We start from the raw sequence: 22,249 nt of genomic DNA on the forward strand, positions 1-22,249 counted from the left end.
TTGGTCGATCTGAGTCGCTCTTCTTGTTAAATCTCCATGATGATCGGCAAAATCATTGGACGACGTTTTGTCTGTTCATATAGATAAGAACTCAGCTTATCTCGAATCAACGACTTCATTTCAGTCCAATCGAGTTCTCCCGTTAATTTTCCTTGGAGTTGTTTCGCGACGATTCGGTTCGCCTCATTGATCATATCTTCTGACTCACGCATGTAGACGAATCCACGTGAGATGATTTCTGGGCCTGACACGATCGTTTTGTTCTTCCGACTAATCGTGATGACGCAGAGAACGACACCATCTTGAGACAAGAGACGACGGTCACGTAAGACGATGTTCCCGACATCGCCTACACCAATCCCGTCAATCAACACATTTCCGGCATTCACTTTACGTGACATCCGTGCTTTACGTTTTTCAAATTCGACCACATCACCATTTTCAATAATGAAGATGTTGTTTGCATTGACACCGACCGTCTGTGCGAGACGACTATGCGCTTTTTGCATCCGGAATTCTCCGTGAATCGGAATAAAGAACTTCGGTTTGATTAAGTTGAGCATCAACTTCAAGTCTTCTGCGTGACCGTGACCAGACACGTGAACTTTACGTTGGTTATAAATGACGTTCGCCCCGGCACGGAACAACAGATCGATTGTTTTCGAGACCGATTTCTCGTTCCCTGGAATTGGTGACGCTGCGACGACGACTGTATCGTTAAGACGGATATTGACTTGTTTATGTGCATTGCGTGCCATCCGTGTTAATGCCGCCATCGGCTCGCCTTGTGAACCGGTCGTCAAGATGACGACTTGGTTATCATCGAGGCGATTGATTTCTGACAACTCAATCAATGTTTTTTGCTTAAACCGTAAATAGTTCAAACGTTGCGCGACTTCGACGATGTTGACCATACTTCGTCCGACGACTGCAACTTTCCGGTTATTCGCTTCGGCCGCTGCGAATACTTGTTGCAAGCGGTGAACGTTCGATGCGAACGATGCAACGATCACACGACCCGGTGCTTCATAGATGACGTCGTTCAATTCGGACCCGACCGTCGACTCTGAACCGGACATCCCTGGTCGCTCTGCATTCGTTGAATCAGATAGAAGACATAAAACGCCCCGTTGCCCGATTGCTGCAATCTTACCGAAATCTGCTTGTTTCCCGTCGACTGGTGTGTAGTCAAACTTGAAATCCCCCGTATGAACGATGGCTCCTTGTGATGTTTGGATACAAACCCCGACCGCATCCGGTATCGAGTGGTTGACGCGGAAGAACGTAATGAAATGTCCCGCAACGGTTAATTTCGTCTTGGCATCAATTGGACGAAGATCTGCCTTCTTCAATAAACCGGCTTCTTTTAATTTGATTTCAATCAATCCGAGTGTCAGGCGTGTCCCGTATACAGGCACTTTCAAGTCACGTAAGACGTAACTGAGGGCACCGATATGGTCTTCGTGACCGTGCGTGATGAAAATCCCTTGAATCCGTTCTTTGTTTTCCTTCAGATAACTTATGTCTGGAATGACTTTGTCAATTCCAAGCATCTCATCTCCTGGGAACATCAAGCCAGCATCGATTACGAAGATGTCCTCGTCGAGTTCGACGACGTACATGTTCTTACCGATTTCACCAGCCCCACCAAGAGCAAAGACGCTTACTTTTTCCGTCTTTTTCTTTGACACAACATGACCTCCTATTTGTATTCACTTTTCGTGAGCCGTCCACTTATCACTATCACTATTCTAGCCGAACTTTGCCTTCCTGCCAACAACGGGACTAGGAAAATTAAAAAAAAACGTCATACCGAATCAGAACATGTCCGGTATGACGCTTCATCAAGATTCAAGCAAGTGCTCGATTTCCTCAGTTCGATTGGCCTTTTCTTGCTTACTCGGTCGTGCACCGGACTTCAATTCACTTAAAGAATAATTGAAATTCATCTCAAAATGCGGATAATCAACAAAACGCTTCCAGTCGCCACCCCACTCAAATCCAAGGGCTTTACCGACATCGGCGACCTCTCGCCAATCACTCTTGCCTGATTGATTGCCATCGTAGTCAATGTCATATGAAATCCCACCATCAATCATTTGTACGAAGTCGATCGCTAGACCGTAGTTATGCATTGATTCCCCGCCACGCGCATTTGTTACGATGTCACCAGACGTTGAACGACCTTGTGCATAGAGGGCATCCTGTTGTTTTTTTGTCCGATAACCTTGCGTGATTCGAATGTCGATATCGTAGCAAGAGTGGCTAATTCGAATCAAGTCCTCTGCCCCTGCCTCGACGGCTGGGTGGAGCTGTTTGAGGTTGTCTCGACTAGCGTTAATCAAACGGTTCTCCCCTGCTACATCCCGGGGACAGCTGTCAATTCCTAAATCTGGTTGGTCTAGTAGAACAGACGGTAAACGATTTGTTGAAGCGGCAAGAAACAACCCGACCGCGAACATCGCAAATAAAAACAAGATCCAGGCAAAGATTGTCCCTCTCTTCATTAGCGGCGGAACTTCTTCCGTAATCGCTTCAGAATCGGTAGACCTGTTTCAAGCACAAGATACAGAGGTTTGTTGAGAACGTAATCAAATTCTCCAATTTTTTCAATCATCGTACTGCCCCAGCCCGACTTAAACGCATATAACCCTGCATAATGATCATCCGGGTCCGTCGATCCACTGACGCCACCAAAATCATACGATACGGCGCCGTGTGCTTTGGCATACTGCATCATCGTCCACTGCATCAAGTGATTCGGCATGAACTCACGATACTCATTTGACGACGCACCATATAAATAGTAAGAACGACGACCGGCAAGCGTCAATAATCCACCTGAGAGAATGACACCGTCCGGATGCTTCGCGGCAATTGCCATCAACTCAGTTTTTGATTTCTCAGCCTTGTCGATCTGTGCTGTCGTCTGTTCGAGACGATTGTTCAGACTCTTGATTTTTTTCTCCGTCGTCTCTTTTTCAAGCTGTCGGTGGATTTTTGCTAATTCACGATCAGCTTGTAACAATAATGCTTCCGTGCTTTCAAGTGCCTTCGCCGCATCAAGTTTTGTTAAAAAGAGTGCCGCATCCCCGTTCGGACGCAAATGATCATAGAGATTCTCGAAGTAGTCAAGACCACGGATCGAGAACCCGTCCCGTTCGCCCGTTTCGACCATCAACTTCGCGAACGTTTTCAGTTCTTCACGACTCGCTTCATAGCAAACAATTCCTTTTCGTTCAGCTAGTCGGACGTTGTAGCGAAACTTTGAATGAAACCGATCAAAGATTTCTTTCTCTGTTCCTTCAAGGCTCGTCTCCATCGTAAAACGCGGTTGCGCATGATCGAAGCCGCCACCAAAACCATTATGCTTAAATCCGAGGGCCATCATTTCTGTCAGCAGTGTCGGGTCTTCATCACGATCAATGTTCGGATCCAGTTTGATGGCGATGGCTTTATGTTGTTTTGCCACCTTAATCGCGAGATCACGCAGTGCTGTGACGGCTTCTTTATTTGCATAATCGACGACAAATCCGCGTGGTGCGTAACATAACGTAAACGGTAGTTTCGGTACTTGCTTAAATAAGAGTAAAGCGACACCGATTGGTTGACCGTCCGGCGTTCCAACAGCAATCCGCTGATGGGTCCATCCTGTCGCCTGTTTGACGTCTCCCCATGCCGGTAACTGTAATAAGTCCCCTTTTGGATGTGTTTTAACAAACGCTTCAAATCGTTCTGTCGTTAATTCAAGTGGTTGATAATTCACTGCTTTTCCTCCAATTGGCGTATCATCTCTTTGACGATTTGTTCTTCGTCGAGTGGTGTTTTTTCGTCACCAATGATTTGATATTTTTCATGCCCTTTTCCTGCGAGAATGACGATATTATCGGGACGTGCAAGACTTGCTGCATATCGAACGGCTTCGACACGATCGCCAATTTCGACGAATTGGTCATGAAGCATCCCTGACGCAATCCCTGATGTGATCGACTCATAAGACTCAAAGCGCGGATCATCCGTCGTGACGATGACCGTCCCGGCATAGGTCGATGCCAGTTGTCCCATCATCGGACGTTTCGTCACATCCCGATTTCCACCTGTTCCAATCAAGAAAATAATCTTCTCTTTCGGGACATCGACGAGAGCCTTCAGACATTGCTCGATTCCATCTGGTGTATGGGCGTAATCGACATAGACATTATACCCGTCAATCGGTAAACGTTGCATCCGTCCTTGGGCTGGCTGAATCTGAGTGATCGCGTTCGAAATCTCAGGTAAACGATAGCCGAGTGATAATAAGATACCTGTTGCGAGCAACAAGTTATAGACGTTAAAACGACCAATGAATTGGACCGTCAATTCAATCGACTCTTCTTGATAATCCATCGTAAATGTCGTCTCTTGAAGGGTCTGCGTAATGTTGCGTGCCTGCAAATCCGCGGGCTGATCAATGCCATATGTTAACACGCGCGCACCCGTCATCATCTCAAACAATTCACTTGTCGCATCGTCTGCATTCAAAACGGCTACCTTCTCATCCGATAGGCGCTGTCCGAGTTGTGCAAACAATAACCCTTTTGCGCGGGCGTAGTTTTCGAACGTCTTATGGAAATCGAGATGATCATGCGTTAAGTTCGTAAATCCTGCCACATCAAAATCCGCGCCCGTGACACGTCCTAGCTCTAATCCATGCGACGATACTTCCATAATGACGTCTTCAACGCCCTCTTGGTACATCTGATGGAAAAATGCTTGCAGTTCCGAGCTTTGTGGCGTCGTATTCCGACTTGGAACGACACGGTCACCAATCTTCACTTCGACGGTCCCAATAATTCCTGTCTTGCGTCCTAGACGTGCCAAGACGTCACGAACAATCGTCGTCGTCGTCGTTTTTCCGTTTGTTCCTGTAATGCCAATCATCCGCATTTTTTCGGAAGGATAATCATAGAATTTCCCTGCAAGTTCAGCGATTGCCCGCGTCGTACTTCTGACAAGAATGACAGGAATCGTCACATCGAGCGCGTGTTCAGCGATGATTGCAATTGCTCCGCTCGATTCCGCCTGTCGAGCGTAATCGTGTCCATCTACTGTATATCCTTTAATCGCGACAAATAATGTCCCAGGCTTCACGTCACGTGAATCTGTCGTCAAAGAGACGACTTCCGCATCTACCATCCGTTCAATTTTTTGAATTTGGATGGCTTCGATTAATTCAGCTAAATTCAAGGGTATTCCTTCTTTCTCGACAACATGTTTTCTGTATGATTTTTTTAGTTGAGAGCTTCTCTCACACGGTTTCTTCTTCCATTTCCGGTAAGATGTACGCTTTTGCTGGTGGTTCTTCGAAGATATGTGTGATCAATCCTTGAATATCTTCTTTAGTGATGCGCTCCACCTCTTCGATGACTTCTTCTAACGTCGGATGTTTTTCCAGATGGAGTTCATTTCGTGCATTTCGGTTCATGTGACTTGATGTTCCTTCATTCCCGAGAATGAGTGAACCTTTCAGTTGCTCGATGCCATCTTCAACTTCTTTATCCGTCAAACCATTCGCAAGCAACAGTTTGATTTCTGCTTCTAAGACATCTTCGACTTCCTTCAGTGTTTCGTGTGAAGTACCGACGTAAATCGTGAACGTCCCATGGTCGTCAAATGTCGTGTAGTACGAAAAGACAGAGTACGCCAGTCCGCGTTCTTCACGAATGGATTGGAACAAGCGGCTAGACATCGTCGCTCCAAAGGCATTATTCAATAATGCAAGTCCCGGTAAACGATCGTCCGTAGAATCGATTGCACGGAAATTATAACAAAGATGGACCTGTTCTGTATCCTTTTCCTTCCGGATTACATCATTTTTTAGTTGAGGAAGCTGAATCGGACGCGATGTTTCACTCGGTGTCATGACACTGAACCGTTCCTTCACTTGTTCCACTAAAGCATCCGATACATGACCAGCAATCGAGATGACGATTTGGTCCGGTGCATACGCCTGTTTCATGTATTCCGTAATCATCTGCCGATTGATTTTAAGAACACTCTCTTCTGTCCCAAGGATGGGACGTGCCATGACATCCTCGCCATAGGCTGCGATCGCGAGCAGTTCATGGACGAGATCATCTGGTGTATCTTCGTACATCTTGATTTCTTCGATGACGACCCGTTTCTCTTTTTCGAGTTCTTCTTCGTCGAACGTCGAGTCGAGGAACATATCCGCTAGGACATCAAATGCCGTCGCCGCATGTTCGTCTAACGTCTTAACGTAATAACACGTTTGATCCTTACTTGTGAATGCATTAATATTTCCACCAAGTCGGTCGAAGTAAACCGCAATCTCTTTCGCTGAGAACTGTTCTGTCCCTTTAAAGACCATATGTTCGATTAAATGACTGATCCCATGTTCCTCAAGCGTTTCTGTTCGTGAGCCGGCCTTGATGAAAATTCCTGTTGCTACGCTCCGCGCGCTCGGCATCCGTTCGATGATGATTCGTACTCCGTTTTGTAGCTGTATCCGTTCGACCATAATAGTTTCCTCCTGAATCGGAAACAAGGTGGCCCTCGTTGCGACATCCGCACCGTTGAGCCACCTTGTTTTCATTAGTTACGACGTGGTGGACGTTGTCCGTCACGTGGTGGGCGAGATCCTGTATCCCGACGTGGCGGGCGGTTGTCACGCTCTGTTTTTTTCTTTTCATCGTATGCTGCACGGTCTTCCGCACTCATTCCTTCAACAAGAAGAATTTTATGCGAGGCGTTGACACGGCCTTTATCATCGACTTCTGTGACACGAACTTTCAGTTTGTCGCCGAGTTTGACGACATCTTCCGTTTGACCGACACGATCAAGTGCAAGTTCAGAGATGTGGACGAGTGCATCTTTTCCTTTGAACAACTCAACGAACGCTCCGAATTTCTCAATCCGGCGGACTGTCCCGTCAAACTCTTCACCGATGACGACTTCACGAACGATGTCCTCGACGAGTTGACGTGCACGATTAATGCCATCTTGATCTGTCGATGCGATAAAGACCGTACCATCTTGGTCGATATCAATCTTGACGCCTGTTTCATCGATGATCGCATTGATGACTTTACCGCCGGGTCCAATCACATCACGGATTTTATCCGGATTGATTTTGAGGGTAACGATTTTCGGTGCATATTTCGACAATTCGACACGTGGTTCTGCAATGATCGAATTCATGTGTTCAAGAATGTGCAAACGACCAAGACGTGCTTGTTCGAGTGCCTCTTCAAGAATTTGACGCGTGATGCCACCAATCTTCATATCCATTTGTAAAGCAGTTACACCATCTTTTGTTCCTGCGACTTTAAAGTCCATGTCTCCGAGGTGATCTTCCATCCCTTGAATGTCTGTTAAGATTGAATAATTTTCGCCTTCTTTAATTAATCCCATCGCGATTCCTGCAACTGGTGCTTTAAGCGGGACACCGGCATCCATCATCGCGAGGATTGATCCACAGATTGAGGCTTGTGAAGAAGATCCATTTGATTCAAGCACTTCCGAGACGAGACGAATCGTATATGGGAAATCTGTTTCTGATGGCAAGACAGGCTGTAAGGCACGCTCTCCAAGTGCTCCGTGACCAATTTCACGACGACCTGGTGCACGCATTGGACGCGCTTCTCCGACTGAGAACGGCGGGAAGTTGTAATGGTGCATGAAACGTTTTTCTTCTTTCAAACCAAGTCCATCGATGATTTGTGCGTCTCCAGCGACACCAAGCGTCGCGACAGACAAGACCTGTGTTTGACCACGTGTAAAGAGTCCAGAACCGTGAGCACGTGGCAAGAGACCGATTTCTGAGTCGAGCGGACGAATTTCAGCAAGTCCACGACCATCCGGACGGACTTTATCTTCTGTGATGAGACGACGAACTTCCGCTTTGACGAACTTATTCAATACACCAGAAACTTCAGCAAGTTGTGCTTCCGTGACTGACTCGTCGGCTGCGTAAAGATCAATATATTTTGAGATGACTTCGTTGATCGCGACGTCACGCGCTTGTTTTTCTTCGACTTGAACCGCTGTCGTAACTTCTGCTAATGCTTCCGTCTTCAGACGCGCAACAAGTCCTTCATCAAATGATGACACCGTGTAGGCAAATTTCTCTTTCCCGACGGCAGCAACGATTTCCTCTTGGAACGCAATCAATTCTTTGATGACGTCATGTCCGAGAAGAATCGCTTCGAGCATCGCTTCTTCCGGTACTTCCTTCGCACCGGCTTCGACCATGTTGACGGCATGTTTTGTCCCTGCGACTTGTAAATCGATATCGCTTGCTTCCGACTGACTTGCCGTTGGGTTGATGATGAACTCTCCATCAACGCGACCAATCGTCACACCAGCGATTGGACCGTCAAACGGAATATCCGAGATGGAAAGGGCAATCGAAGCACCAATCATCGCTGCGACTTCTGACGAGTTGTCCGCATCTGAAGAAAGAACTGTCGTCGCGACTTGAATGTCATGACGGAATCCTTCTGGGAAGAGTGGACGAATCGGGCGGTCAATTAATCGCGATGTTAAAATCGCGTTTTCTCCAGGACGACCTTCACGTTTTAAAAAGCCTCCTGGAATTTTACCTGCTGCGTATAATTTTTCTTCATAGTTCACTGTTAATGGGAAGAAATCCAAGTCTTTCGGTTGCTTCGACGCAACGACTGTTGCGAGGACGGCTGTCTCGCCATAGCGAATCATCGCTGCCCCGTTCGCTTGTTTGGCCAGTTGACCGATTTCAATTGTTAAAGTACGTCCACCGAGTTCGGTCGAAAACGTCTGTTTTGTTTGTGACATGCACAAATCTCCTCTCACTACTATCCGTTTTTTCATTCAAATCTAATTATGTAGGTTCTTGCGCCAAATGTCCACGAATCGGCAAAAAAAAGAAACAGGAGACAATGCTCCTGCTTCCACTTGTCCTTTTAGTCGGATTAGCGACGAAGACCAAGACGCTCGATCAATGAACGGTAACGAGCAACATCCTTGTTACGAAGGTATGTGAGCAAGTTACGGCGACGACCGACCATTTTCAAGAGACCACGACGTGAGTGGTGATCCTTTTTGTGTGTACGTAAGTGATCGTTCAAAGTTGTGATCTGTTCAGTTAAAACAGCAACTTGTACTTCCGGCGAACCAGTATCGCCTTGTTTCGTAGCATAAGCTTCGATAATTTCGTTTTTACGTTCTTTAGTGAGTGCCATTGTCACTCCACCTCCATCTTTTGAATGACCGTATTGCCGAGCATCGGATGGTGAGACCTGATGCCAAGTCAATCGGCTGTACGTGATCGTACTGACTTATCATAACGAACCGCTATTCTTCTGTCAAACGTTTAAACGGCGCGCGGCTTCGATTTTATCTTGAGCCAGTTGTGCTTTTAAGCTCTCAATCCCGTCAAATGCTCGCTCGTCACGTAAATAGGCAATCCACTCAAGTTTTAATTCTTGACCGTATAAGTCTTCGTCGAACTGAAGTAAGTGAGTTTCCACACTGACTTCTCCTGTTTCGTAAAAGGTCGGTCTCCGTCCGATGTTCGTCATCGCGGGGAATGTCCGTCCATCTTCTAAATGGACAAGTGTCGCGTATACACCAAGTTTCGGGATGACATACGCAAACTCCGGACGGATATTAGCAGTCGGAAAACCGATTTGTCTTCCTCGTGCATCTCCATGAATGACTGTCCCTTTAATTTGATACGGTTCTCCGAGTAAACTTGCTGCCGCTTCGACTTCACCAGCCGCTAATAGTTTCCGAATCCGCGTTGAACTGACTTTTTCATCATCTGCTTGCTGTTCAGCGACGGTCGTATGTGTGAATTGACCGCGACTATGGAAATCGAGTGTCGCCATCTTTCCAGCTCCAAATCGTCCGTACGAATAGTCAAATCCGGCAACGATATGTTTCGCACCCGCCGCAATCAAGTACGTATCGACAAACTCTTGCGGGGACAACTCGGAAAACGCAATCGTGAACTCAATCACGTAAGCCCGATCGATTCCGAGGTCCGCCATCTTCTCGAGCTTTCGATCAAGCGGGGTGATGTAACGGATTTGATCGTCACTTTTTCCGAGGACCTGCTTCGGGTGGGGATCAAACGTCATCACGGTAACAGGAAGTTTGAGTTCTTTCCCTTTGTCGATTGCCGTTTGCAAGACATGTTGATGCCCTAGGTGAACCCCATCAAAGAATCCAAGTGCAATGACTCCCGACTCCGCCACCGGTTTTTCCGGATATGTTAAATGAATGATTTCCATCCCTATCTCTCCGATCTTAATCGATTTGTAACATGACCTCGACACGCCCCATATTGATTTCAGGGTCTCGGCGATAAATCGCTAACGGTACGTCCTCTTCATTATAGACAGTAAACAGTTCGAATTCATCCGGAATGCTTGCAAGCTTTGCTCCGTTTAAGACCCGGGCTGCCGTTTCAGCGTCAATCGTCATCCGTGGCCACTTTTGAATGACTTGTTCAATTGGTAAAACGTACGCCATCCGCTCCTCGACCGTCTGGCAGTCCTCGAGTGTCGCAAGCGTCACGGTGTCACCCTCACGGATTGCGCCCGACTCCGTCCGGCGTAAGTGGCTCATATGCGCCGCGTAGCCCAGTTGTTCCCCGATTTGCACGGCAAGAGTCCGGATATAGGTCCCTTTTCCGCAGGCAATCTCCATTTGAAAGCGACACGTGTTGTGATCGAACGTCAAAGGAGACGTTCGTTTCAAGTCGTGAATCGTAACGACGCGCGTTGGTCGCTCGACTTCGATGCCTTTTCGTGCATATTCGTATAGCTTTCTTCCATTAACTTTAACGGCAGAGTAGTACGGCGGGGTCTGTTCAATTTGCCCTGTCAATTGCCGAAGGACCGCATCCAGTTCTGCTTCTGTCACTGCCCCTTGCGGCACTCCGGTCGTCTCGACCGTTTCCCCATGGGCATCTTCTGTCGTCGTCGAAAAACCAAGCGTCACTTCCGCTACATACCGTTTTCCTTCATCCGTGATGAACCGCGCGAGTTTCGTCGCCCGTCCTAAACATATCGGTAAGACGCCTGTGACTTCAGGATCAAGCGTGCCGGTATGTCCGACTTTCTTTGTTTGAAACAAACGACGTAATTTAAATACACAATCGTGACTCGTCATACCCGCTGGTTTGTCTAACGGTAGTACACCAATCGGTTCCATCTCTCATCATCTCCTAAAAAAAGGGCAACCACGCCTGTGGTTGCCCTGTTCATGTGTCAATCCTTGTTCAAGTTCCGGAGCAACTCATCAATCCGCGATCCATACTCGACCGATGTATCAATCTCGAACATCAATTCAGGAGTTTTGCGTAACCGGATGCGTGATCCAATTTCTTTACGCATGAATCCTTTTGATTTTTCAAGACCGATCCGTGCCTCTTCGCGTACTTTCTCGTCACCAAGCACTGAATAAAAAATCGTTGCTTGCTGTAAATCACCCGTCACTTCGACACCTGTTACGGTAATCGCTTTGACACGGGGATCATTGACGTCTTTGATGAGCATTTGCGTAATCTCTTTACGAACTTGTTCTGCAACACGATTTGAACGTACACTCATGTGAATTCCCTCCAGTTCGGATGTTCTCCGTTCTGTTACTTCCGTTTTACTTCTTCCATGATGAAGGCTTCGATAACGTCATCGACTTTGATGTCGTCATATTTCTCAATCTTGATTCCACATTCGTAGCCGGTTGCGACTTCTTTGACGTCGTCTTTAAAGCGACGTAGTGTATCAAGTTTCCCTTCATAAATAACGATGCTGTCACGGACCACACGAACACCTGCTGCACGTGTCAGCTTACCTTCCGTCACGTAACCACCAGCAATCGTTCCGACTTTCGAAACTTTGATGACGTCACGGACTTCAGCTTGTCCAATGATTTTCTCAACGAATTCAGGGTCAAGTAACCCTTTCATCGCTTGTTCGATTTCTTCAATCGCATTGTAGATGATTTTGTGAAGACGAATCTCAACTTTTTCTTGATCTGCCATTGATTTCGCGTTGCCGTCTGGACGGACGTTGAAACCGATGATGATCGCGTTCGCTGCTGAAGCGAGGATGACATCACCTTCTGTGATGGCACCAACACCTGAGTGAACGATGTTGATTTTAACGCCTTCGACATCAATTTTCTTGAGTGAACCAGCGAGGGCTTCGACTGAACCTTGAACGTCACCTTTGATGATGATGTTTAAGTCCTTGACTTCGCCTTCTTTGATACGATCAAAGAGATCTTCGAGGCTGACTTTCGCCGAATCGCGACGTTGTGCTTCGATTTCACGTTGGTAACGTGCTTCACCGATTTGACGCGCTTTTTTCTCATCTTCAAACGCGAAGAATTGATCACCGGCTTTTGGTACATCGTTTAAGCCTGTAATTTCGATCGGTGTGGATGGACCGACTTCTTTCACACGGCGACCGATATCGTTGACCATTGCCCGGATACGACCGAACGTATGACCGACGACGACTGGATCTCCAACGCGAAGTGTCCCGTGCTGGACGAGTAACGTCGCAACCGGTCCACGACCTTTATCGAGTTTCGCCTCGATGACCGTACCACGCCCGTGCATTTCTGGTGTTGATTTGTATTCTTGAACTTCTGAGACGAGAAGAATCATTTCGAGTAACTCATCGATTCCTTCGCCTTTAAGAGCAGAAACTGGTACGAAAATCGTATCGCCGCCCCAATCTTCCGCAACGAGTTCGAACTCTGTCAATTCTTGCTTGACGCGGTCCGGGTTCGCTCCTTCTTTATCCATCTTGTTGACGGCAACGATGATTGGTACGCCTGCTGCTTTCGCATGACTAATCGCTTCTTCCGTCTGTGGCATGACGCCATCATCTGCTGCAACGACGATGATCGCGATATCCGTCACATCTGCACCACGTGCCCGCATCGTTGTAAACGCTGCGTGACCTGGTGTATCGAGGAATGTGATTTTTTTGTTATCGATTTCAACTTGATATGCTCCGATGTGCTGCGTAATCCCACCTGCTTCGCCCGCTGTTACTTTCGTATTACGGATCGAGTCAAGAAGTGTTGTTTTACCATGGTCAACGTGACCCATGATTGTAACGACAGGAGGACGTTCCGAGAGTTCGTAGTTATCAAGGTCGAGTTCATACGCATCGAAATCCGTTTCATCGACTTGGACTGATTTTTCAACTTCGAAACCGAAGTCTGATGCTAACAATTCAACCGTCTCATCGTCGAGATCTTGGTTGATTGTCGCCATGACGCCCATGCCCATCAATTTCATGATGAGTTCGTTTGGTTTTTTCGCCATTTTTTCAGCAAGTTCACCGACCGTCAAGTTATCCGCGTATTGAACGACGTTCGCCATCGCTTCTTCTTGTGCACGGCGTGCTGCTTTCCGTTGACTTGATTTCGAGTTCGGGTCAGCGACTTCTAATTTGCGTGGTTCCGCTTTTTTCTGGTTCGGACGACGTTTTCCACCGCGGTTGTTGCGGTTTCCGAATTCTGGACGTCCGCCTTTTGTATTACGTGATTGATTGCCTGCTGGTTTATTAGTAGTAGTTCCTGGTCTGTTCGGTTTATTGTCTGATTTCACTTGTTTTGGAGCCTCCGTTTTTTGAGCCCGATGTTTCTCGGGATTAAATACTTTGTCGAGTTGCTGTACTGTCTGTTCATCTAATACTGCCATATGATTCTTGACGGGTTTCTCAAGCTTTTCAAGCTGTGCGATGACCTGCTTACTTGTTACGTTTTGTTCCTTAGCGAATTCGTATACACGTTTACCCAAAGGATCCACCTCCAATTAGTCGTTCGAGAGGAGTTCAGTTAGCTTTTTCGCAAATCCGGCTTCATTGACTGACACGACAACACGCGCATCTTTCCCTAGTGCATGGCCAAGAATCGAACGATCCCCGACTTCAAGATATGGGACATGATAACTTGTACATTTATCCGTAACCTTTTTACGCGTGGCAGCCCCCGCATCTGCTGCTAAGAGGACAAGCTTCGCTTGCCCTCCTCGTACTTCTTTCAGCACGAGTTCTTCTCCAGTCGTCACTTTCCGCGCTCGGTTCGCGAGACCAAGTAGCGATTCCCATTTACTCATGTATACCTCCCGCGATCTCAAGCAATTGATCATATAATTCATCTGTCGTCTTGACTTTTAAATGATGATCGAGCGTTCGCTTCTTTTTCGCCTTAGTAATGACAGCTACATCTTTCGTTAAATAGGCACCTCGCCCATTCATCTTACCATTAAGATCGATGACAACCTCACTGTCAGGTGTTCGAACGACGCGAATTAGCTCTTTTTTGGTTTTCATTTCTTGTGTGATGACGCATTTACGTAAAGGTACCTTCTTTTGCACGAATTATTCCTCGCCTTCGACTTGGACCGCTTCCACGTCAACTGCTTCATCTTTAAGGAACACATCACGAAGACCCATCGATTCTGCTTCTGACTCACTCTTGATGTCAATTTTCCATCCCGTCAGTTTCGCCGCAAGACGTGCATTTTGTCCGCGTTTCCCGATTGCGAGTGACAATTGGAAATCAGGCACGACGACGATTGTCGCCTTCGCCGGTTCGTTGACATACACGCCGACGACTTGAGCAGGACTCAAGGCATTGGCCACATATTCTTTCGGATCATCGGAATAGCGAACGATGTCAATTTTTTCACCGTTCAATTCGTTGACGATGTTTTGAACACGTGCCCCTTTTTGACCGACACACGCACCAACCGGGTCGATATCATCTGACGCGACCGCGATTTTCGAGCGATCTCCGGCTTCACGAGCAACAGATTTCACTTCGACTTCGCCATCAGCGATTTCCGGCACTTCAATCTCAAACAAGCGTTTGAGTAAGCCAGGGTGTGTCCGTGATACAAGAATCGATGCGCCAGACCCTTTCACCATCGGGTCGACTTTCGTCACGTATACTTTGATGTATTCCCGAATACCGAACCGTTCATTCGGCATTTGTTCATGTGTTGATAGAACCGCTTCGATTCCCTCGAGATTAACATAGAGGTTACGTGCGTCTTGACGTTCGACCATCCCCGTCATGATTTCATCTTCACGATCCGCAAAGTGATTGTAGATGCGCTCGCGCTCTGCTTCACGCATTTTTTGTGTGACGATTTGTTTTGCCGTCTGTGCCGCGACACGTCCGAAATCTCCCGGTGTGACTTCAACTTTATGGAAGTCTCCTAGTTCATAGGTCGGATCGATTTCATGCGCTTCTTCTAGCGAAAGTTGCTCTTCTGGTTGTGTCAACCGTTCGACGACTTCCTTCAGTGCAAAGACACGAATCTCTCCTGTTTTTTGGTCGAACTCAACCTTGACTGCCTCCGACTCTTTACCGAAGTTCCGGCGGTAAGCTGAAATCAATGCTTGTTCTAGCGCATCGATGATGATGTTCTTATCGATTTCTTTTTCTTTTGCAATTTGCTCGATTGCTTCGAGTAACTGTGGTCCCATCGTTCTCTTCCTTTCCTTAGAACATTACCGCAAGTCGCGCCATCGCGATCTTGATCACCGGTATTTCAATTTTCAATTTTCGTGTTTTTACGCGGACTTCGATTTCAAGCATTTCATCGTTATACGCAAGTAACGTTCCTTCAAATTCGGTAGCATCTTTAACCGGATCATTCGTTTTGACGTAGATATGTTTACCAATCGCCTTTTCGAAATCTTCCGCTTTTTTGAGTGGTCGTTCTGCACCTGGACTGGCAACATCTAGATAGTAGGGTTCGTCAATCGGATCATCATTATTTAATGCTTCCGATAACTGTTCGTTGATGTTGACACAATCTTCAAGGTCAACGCCACCTTCCTTATCGATGGAGACACGTAGGAACCAATCCGCCCCCTCTTTGACGAATTCGACGTCGACAAGCTCCATCCCCTCTCGTTCTACGATTGGTTTCGCGAGCGCCTCGACCTTCTCAGTTACGTTCGTCATCTTCATCCTCCTTCAAAAAACAAACAAGAAAGGAGCAGGTCCCCCTACTCCTTCCAAGTCGTAGTATAAAAAACATTTCCTCACTTAATATAGCATAATGAACCGCTCTAAGCAAGTCTCCGCCCGGCTTTACAGGTCAAACAACGAAAGCTGGTTCTCGTCTGGAAGACCTTCGAGACAACCAAGATTGTCGAGCGTTTCGATAATCGTTTTCGATAATTTGGCACGTTTCTGTAAATCTTCCTTCGACAGGAACTCGCCACCTTTACGAGCTTCGACGATTTGTTTTGCCGCGTTCGTTCCGAGTCCGGTCACAGCGTCGAACGGTGGTAACAGCGAATCCCCTTCGATTAAGAATTCACTTGCGCTCGACTTGTACAAATCGACTTTTTGGAACGTAAAGCCACGTTCAATCATCTCAAGCGCAATTTCAAGAACCGTATAGAGTCCTTTATCCTTCGCCGTCGCCTCGAATCCTTTATCTTTGATATCTTGTAAAACTTTTCGGACGGCAGCTGTCCCTTTGTTCATCGCTCCGATGTCAAAGTCACCCGCCCGGACCGTAAAGTACGACGCATAGTAGTACATCGGATGATGAACTTTGTAATAGGCAATCCGGACCGCCATCAAGACGTAAGCTGCAGCATGGGCTTTCGGGAACATGTATTTAATCTTTTTGCAGGAGTCGATGTACCAAAGCGGTACACTGTTTTCAATCATTGCTTCTTCCATCTCAATCGAGAGTCCTTTCCCTTTACGGACAGACTCCATGATTTTAAAGGCAAGCGACGGCTCAAGACCGGCATAAATCAAGTAGACCATGATGTCATCCCGGCAGCCGATGACGTCTTTCAGTTCACAGGTTCCGTTATAGATCAACTCACTGGCGTTTCCGAGCCACACGTCCGTTCCGTGTGATAGTCCGGAAATCTGAACGAGTTCCGAGAACGTCGTCGGTTTCGTTTCTTCAAGCATCTGTCGAACGAACTTCGTCCCGAACTCCGGAATCCCGAGCGTTCCGGTTTTCGAATCGATTTGTTCTGGTGTAACACCAATCGATTCCGTCGAACTGAAAATTTTCATGACCTCGGCGTCATCGACGGGAATCGTTTTCGGATCACGACCGGATAAATCTTGCAGCATCCGAATCATCGTCGGGTCATCGTGTCCGAGAATATCAAGTTTCAGTAGATTATCGTGAATCGAGTGGAAGTCAAAGTGTGTTGTTTTCCATTCCGACCCCATGTCGTCGGCCGGGAACTGGATTGGACTGATATCATAGATGTCCATGTAATCTGGTACGACGATGATTCCCCCAGGGTGCTGTCCGGTCGTCCGCTTGACACCCGTCACCCCGCTGACGAGCCGGTCGACTTCCGCGTTGCGGTAATTCAAATCATTTTCCGATTGATAGCCTTTCACATATCCGTAAGCTGTTTTTTCGGCAATCGTTCCGATTGTCCCTGCCCGGTAGACATAGTCGTCACCAAACAAAACTTTTGTATAGGCATGGGCCTTCGGCTGATACTCCCCACTAAAGTTCAAATCGATATCCGGTACTTTATCCCCTTTGAACCCAAGGAACGTTTCGAACGGGATGTCATGTCCGTCTTTCGTCAACGGAATTTGGCACGTCTTACATTCCTTATCCGGTAAATCGAATCCCGATCCGACCGATCCATCATCGAAGAATTCAGATTCTTGACAGTTCGGACAGACGTAATGCGGCGGTAACGGGTTGACTTCCGTGATCTCTGTCATCGTCGCGACAAGACTCGACCCGACCGAACCACGTGAACCGACGAGATACCCATCATCTAGCGATTTTTTTACAAGTTTATGCGAAATCAAGTAGATGACGGCAAAGCCATGACCGATGATTGATTTCAATTCTTTTTCGAGTCGGGCTTCGACGATTTCCGGTAACGTCTCGCCGTAAATTTTATGTGCCATGTCATAGGATAGGTTCCGGACTTCATCATCGGCACCGTCAATCTTCGGTGTAAACAGGTCTTTCGGGATGATATCGATGTTTTCGAACATCTCAGCGACTTTCTGACTATTCGTGACGACAAGACGTTCTGCAAGATCCGGTGCAAGGAACCGGAAGTCTTCCATCATTTCCTGCGTTGTCCGGAAATGAGCCGGGGGAAGCTGTTTCCGCATGTTGAGCATATTTGCCCCACCTTGCGTCCGAATCAAAACTTCACGGTACGTCGCATCATGGCGATCGAGATAATGTACGTTCCCTGTCGCGACCGGCAGGATATCGTTTTCTTCTGCCACCCGGATGACTTTTTTGATCAATTCACGAAGTTCGAGTTCATTCTGAACGATTTCCCGTTCAATTAAATGTCCGTACATCGCCGGTGGCTGAATTTCGATGAAATCATAAAACTGCATGACCTTCGCTAAATCTTCATCCGATTTATTGAGCGCCGCATCAAACACTTCCCCATTATCACACGCAGAGCCGATGATTAAACCTTCCCGGTGCGCAACGAGCTGCGAACGTGGCGTCCGAACGACACGATGGACGTGTTTCGTATGCGCAAGCGAGATGAGCTGGTACAAATTTTTTAAGCCTGTCCGATTTTTCGCGTAGACGGTCGCGTGATATGGACGCGTCCGCGAAATGTCTTTTCCCATCTCCCGGTTGAGCGACAAGTGCGTTGTCATGTTGAACATTTCATCTGCCATTTGCAATAACTTCAACATCAAGTAGCCGGTTGCTTCCGCATCATAAATCGCCCGGTGATGTTGTGTCAGTTCGATATCAAACCGTTTCGCGAGCGTATTCAACCGGTGATTCTTCAGCGTCGGCATCAAGACACGTGCCAGTTCCAGCGTATCGATAACAGGCAATGTCGATTCGTCATGTTCACCCGAACGAAGCGTCGCATTCAAAAACCCGATGTCAAAGGCCGCGTTGTGGGCGACGAGAATCGAATCCCCCGCCCAGTCCATGAATTCTTTAACGACTTGTTCTGGGTCCGGTTTCCCGCGGACCATATCATCGGTGATGCCCGTCAAATCGATCGTCGTCGCAGATAATAAGTGTTTTGGGTCAGCGAACGCCTCGAATTTATCGATCACGTCCCCGTCGTAAATCTTAACTGCCGCGAGCTCAATGATTTTGTTGTACATCGCCGATAGTCCGGTCGTCTCGACGTCAAAGACGACGAACGTCGCTTCTTCGAGACTTTTGTCGACTGGATTGTATGCCACTTGGACACCATCGTTGACGACATTCGCTTCAATTCCGTATAACACCTTGATGTCATTTTTCTTTCCAGCATAATAGGCATCCGGGAAACTTTGTGCCCCGGCATGATCGGTAATGGCGACAGCAGGGTGCCCCCAAGCTGCGGCACGTTCGACATATTTCGTTACGTTCATGACGGCGTCCATCTGACTCATTTGCGAGTGCGCATGCAATTCGACACGCTTCTCGCCTGTCCACGGATCACCCGGAAGCTCGACTTTCACTTCCGACAGTTGGGCAATCATCATACAGAGGTCGCGGAGGAACGTATCGAGTTCGACTCGTCCGGCTGCCTGGATCCACATGCCTTTTTTGATTGCCGACAGTACTTTAACATCGGTCTCGTCACGAGCGAACATCTTGACGACAAGTGAATCGGTATAGTCGGTCAATTTGAACGTAAAGATCGTTTTTCCACTTCGTAATTCCCGACTCTCTGCTGAGAATACAAGTCCCCGAATCGCAATCCGACGTTCTTCATCTTGAATCGTCTTGATCGGCACGATTTCATCTTGAATCGGTTTCCCGATCCGAATGTCGACCGGCCCCTCATCATCATCGCGCGACTGCTCCCGTTTGAATTGGAGCTCGAGCATCCGTTTCGCTTCCTCGATGTCCTCTTGTTTGACTTGATTACGTAACGCCTCTTGCGTCGATTGATCCATCTGAACAATCGGTTCACAAACAAACTTCGGAAATCCATAGGCACCGTATAATAATTGCATCTCTCCACACAGATCATTCTTTAAGAAACCAGCTTCTGGTTCACTCCGAACAGGGATGAACAGTTTATTTTCCCTAAACTCTGGCAAGACACGACTGAGCTGGGTCCGCATCGCTGCAGACGCATCAGCTAAGTCCTGAACGACGTACGGCCAGTAGTCGATGAAAAGTTTGCTTTCCGGACGATCGTCCGAGACGAGGATCAATTTGACTTCCGCAAATTGTTGATAACGACTCGTCAAACGACTGAAAAACATCTGATAGACGTTTTGCGGCAAAATCTTCGGAATTCGAATTTGGAACGTCCACGTCGAATTGCTTTTATTGACACGGAGCTTCTCAAGGGTAGCCCCCGTAAAATATTCTTCAGTAATTCCTGTCGGTAAATCTAAGTCACTCATTAAAAGCGACATGCGTTGTTGTGTATCCACTCGCAATTGTGCTGTCCTATCGCATCACACCGTGACAGCAACTCCTCCTCCTCTTGCAGATTGCCCAAGGGGCGAATGGGTGTGAGACAAGAAAACAGTCACTTAAACGTTTTAAGTGACCGTTCCCATTACTTATTCTAAACCTTCATAAAGCGAACGAACAGCCTGAACGAGATTTCCTTGTTCAATTTCTTCTGCTTCGCCGCCGCGGCGGGCTTTCAGCTCAACGATTCCGTCTGCCGCTTTTTTCCCGACGTTGATTCGAACAGGTAAGCCAACTAAATCAGCATCTGCGAATTTCACGCCAGCCCGTTCTTTCCGATCGTCAAACAGAACAGAAAATCCAGCAGCCGTCAGTTGACGGTAGACATTTTCTGCCACTTCCATTTGCTCAGCGTTTTTCCCATTGACGGCAATCAAGTGCACATCATACGGAGCAATCGCTTTCGGCCAAATGATACCACGCTCATCATAATGCTGTTCGACGACGGCAGAAAGTGTCCGTGAAACACCGATGCCGTAACAACCCATGATGAGGGGTTGTGCTTTTCCACCTTCGTCAAGGAAGGTTGCACCCATCCCTTCCGAATAACGTGTTCCAAGTTTAAAGACTTGTCCGACTTCGATCCCGCGTGCGAACTTGACGTGCCCCTCGCCGTCTGGTGAAGCATCGCCTTCTTCGACGAAGCGTAAATCTGTATATTCCGCTTCGAAGTCACGACTTGGATTTACATGAATGTAATGCGTTTCCGCTTTGTTCGCTCCACAAACTGCGTTCGTCAAAGCACGGACAGCATAATCCGCCACGACCTGCATGTCTGCCCCAATCGGACCGAGCGTGCCCGGTTTCGAATGCAGTGCCTGTTCGATTTCCTCATCAGAAGCCATCGTGATATCAAGCGCACCAAGGTAGTTTTTCAATTTAATGTCATTGACTTCGTGATCACCGCGGACGAGGGCCATGACAAGACCTTGTTCCGTTTTGAAGACGACCGTCTTGATTGATTCGGTTGCCGGTACCTGCAGGAACTCACCTACCGCTTCAATCGTTTTTGCTTCTCCTGTATTAACGGTTTCCAGTGCTTCCGGTGCTTTGTCTTGTACGTCGTACGCGTCAACAGCTTCTGCCATCTCAAGGTTTGCCGCGTAATCCGACTGATCGGAATAAACGATCGTATCTTCACCGATTGCTGCAAGTGCATGGAATTCATGTGTGCCACTTCCACCAATCGCACCTGAATCGGCGACGACAGGGCGGAACTCTAATCCGACACGCGTAAAGATTTTGTTGTATGTTTCAAACATGTTTTGGTACTCGTCGTCTAAGCTTTCTTGTGTCGCATGGAACGAATACGCATCTTTCATGATGAACTCACGTCCACGCAAGAGACCAAACCGGGGCCGACGTTCATCACGATACTTCATTTGAATCTGAAACAGATTGACCGGTAATTTTTTGTACGAGTTCAACTCATCCCGAACGATTGACGTAATTAATTCTTCATGTGTCGCACCGAGCGCGAACCGTCGATCATGACGGTCTGTCAAGCGCATCAATTCTGGTCCGTAAATGTCCCAGCGTCCTGTTTCTTCCCATAGCTCTGCCGGTTGAATGGCTGGCATCAATAACTCTTGTGCCCCTGCTGCATCCATCTCTTCACGAATGATCGTCTCAATCTTCGCTAAGACACGTTTCGCTAGTGGCAAGTATGAGTAAATCCCTGCTGCATTTTGACGGACAAAACCTGCACGCAATAAAAGTTGATGGCTAATAGCCTCTGCGTCTGATGGTACTTCACGCAATGTTGGCATAAACATTTTCGATTGTTTCATAATGAGTCGT

General features: G+C 47.4%; 17 protein-coding genes. All 17 read right to left on the bottom strand.

All coding sequences use genetic code 11. The annotated features are described in order from the left end of the window. Positions 1 to 26: 26 nt before the first annotated feature. The gene (locus P403_RS0101870; protein WP_029330716.1) at positions 27 to 1,691 is read right to left on the bottom strand and encodes a ribonuclease J; all 1,665 of its coding nucleotides are present in this window, start codon (positions 1,689 to 1,691) and stop codon (positions 27 to 29) included. A 153-nt stretch (positions 1,692 to 1,844) separates the two neighbouring features. Continuing rightward, a complete protein-coding gene (locus tag P403_RS0101875; protein WP_029330718.1) occupies positions 1,845 to 2,507 on the bottom strand; it encodes a M15 family metallopeptidase in 663 nt (220 codons plus the stop codon). Then, entirely contained in the window at positions 2,507 to 3,766 is a 1,260-nt protein-coding gene (locus tag P403_RS0101880) for a lipid II:glycine glycyltransferase FemX (RefSeq protein ID WP_029330720.1), read from the bottom strand. The genes P403_RS0101875 and P403_RS0101880 overlap by 1 nt, the downstream gene beginning before the upstream one ends. Then, positions 3,763 to 5,226 carry a UDP-N-acetylmuramoyl-L-alanyl-D-glutamate--2,6-diaminopimelate ligase gene (locus P403_RS0101885; RefSeq protein ID WP_034800799.1) on the bottom strand — a complete coding sequence of 488 codons (1,464 nt, stop codon included), beginning with the start codon at positions 5,224 to 5,226 and terminating at the stop codon, positions 3,763 to 3,765. Before P403_RS0101885 ends, P403_RS0101880 begins: the two co-directional genes overlap by 4 nt. Positions 5,227 to 5,287: 61 nt before the next feature. Further along, on the bottom strand, positions 5,288 to 6,520 hold the full coding sequence (locus tag P403_RS0101890) for a M16 family metallopeptidase (RefSeq protein WP_029330723.1): 1,233 nt from the start codon (positions 6,518 to 6,520) through the stop codon (positions 5,288 to 5,290). Positions 6,521 to 6,594: 74 nt separating this feature from the next. Beyond that, entirely contained in the window at positions 6,595 to 8,814 is a 2,220-nt protein-coding gene (gene pnp / locus P403_RS0101895; RefSeq protein WP_029330725.1) for a polyribonucleotide nucleotidyltransferase, read from the bottom strand. A gap of 137 nt (positions 8,815 to 8,951) precedes the next feature. Continuing rightward, positions 8,952 to 9,221, bottom strand: coding sequence for a 30S ribosomal protein S15 (gene rpsO / locus P403_RS0101900; protein ID WP_023468676.1), 270 nt, complete (start codon positions 9,219 to 9,221; stop codon positions 8,952 to 8,954). A gap of 123 nt (positions 9,222 to 9,344) precedes the next feature. Further along, positions 9,345 to 10,274, bottom strand: coding sequence for a bifunctional riboflavin kinase/FAD synthetase (locus P403_RS0101905; RefSeq protein WP_029330726.1), 930 nt, complete (start codon positions 10,272 to 10,274; stop codon positions 9,345 to 9,347). 16 nt (positions 10,275 to 10,290) lie between these two features. Next, entirely contained in the window at positions 10,291 to 11,199 is a 909-nt protein-coding gene (truB, locus tag P403_RS0101910; RefSeq protein WP_029330728.1) for a tRNA pseudouridine(55) synthase TruB, read from the bottom strand. Positions 11,200 to 11,255: 56 nt separating this feature from the next. Then, positions 11,256 to 11,597, bottom strand: coding sequence for a 30S ribosome-binding factor RbfA (gene rbfA / locus P403_RS0101915; protein WP_029330730.1), 342 nt, complete (start codon positions 11,595 to 11,597; stop codon positions 11,256 to 11,258). A 35-nt stretch (positions 11,598 to 11,632) separates the two neighbouring features. Next, entirely contained in the window at positions 11,633 to 13,807 is a 2,175-nt protein-coding gene (infB, locus tag P403_RS0101920) for a translation initiation factor IF-2 (protein WP_029330732.1), read from the bottom strand. Between the two features lie 15 nt (positions 13,808 to 13,822). Further along, positions 13,823 to 14,125, bottom strand: a complete 303-nt coding sequence (locus P403_RS0101925; RefSeq protein ID WP_029330734.1) for a YlxQ family RNA-binding protein — start codon at positions 14,123 to 14,125, stop codon at positions 13,823 to 13,825. Next, a complete protein-coding gene (gene rnpM / locus P403_RS0101930) occupies positions 14,118 to 14,387 on the bottom strand; it encodes an RNase P modulator RnpM (protein WP_029330736.1) in 270 nt (89 codons plus the stop codon). Before rnpM ends, P403_RS0101925 begins: the two co-directional genes overlap by 8 nt. Positions 14,388 to 14,390: 3 nt before the next feature. Beyond that, the gene (nusA, locus tag P403_RS0101935) at positions 14,391 to 15,503 is read right to left on the bottom strand and encodes a transcription termination factor NusA (RefSeq protein ID WP_029330738.1); all 1,113 of its coding nucleotides are present in this window, start codon (positions 15,501 to 15,503) and stop codon (positions 14,391 to 14,393) included. A gap of 16 nt (positions 15,504 to 15,519) precedes the next feature. After that, a complete protein-coding gene (gene rimP, locus P403_RS0101940) occupies positions 15,520 to 15,987 on the bottom strand; it encodes a ribosome maturation factor RimP (RefSeq protein ID WP_029330739.1) in 468 nt (155 codons plus the stop codon). Positions 15,988 to 16,116: 129 nt separating this feature from the next. Continuing rightward, a complete protein-coding gene (locus tag P403_RS0101945; protein WP_167331099.1) occupies positions 16,117 to 20,388 on the bottom strand; it encodes a PolC-type DNA polymerase III in 4,272 nt (1,423 codons plus the stop codon). A 150-nt stretch (positions 20,389 to 20,538) separates the two neighbouring features. Continuing rightward, positions 20,539 to 22,239, bottom strand: coding sequence for a proline--tRNA ligase (locus P403_RS0101950; RefSeq protein ID WP_029330744.1), 1,701 nt, complete (start codon positions 22,237 to 22,239; stop codon positions 20,539 to 20,541). Positions 22,240 to 22,249 lie beyond the last annotated feature (10 nt).

Source organism: Exiguobacterium oxidotolerans JCM 12280 (assembly GCF_000702625.1).
Taxonomy (GTDB): domain Bacteria; phylum Bacillota; class Bacilli; order Exiguobacteriales; family Exiguobacteriaceae; genus Exiguobacterium_A; species Exiguobacterium_A oxidotolerans.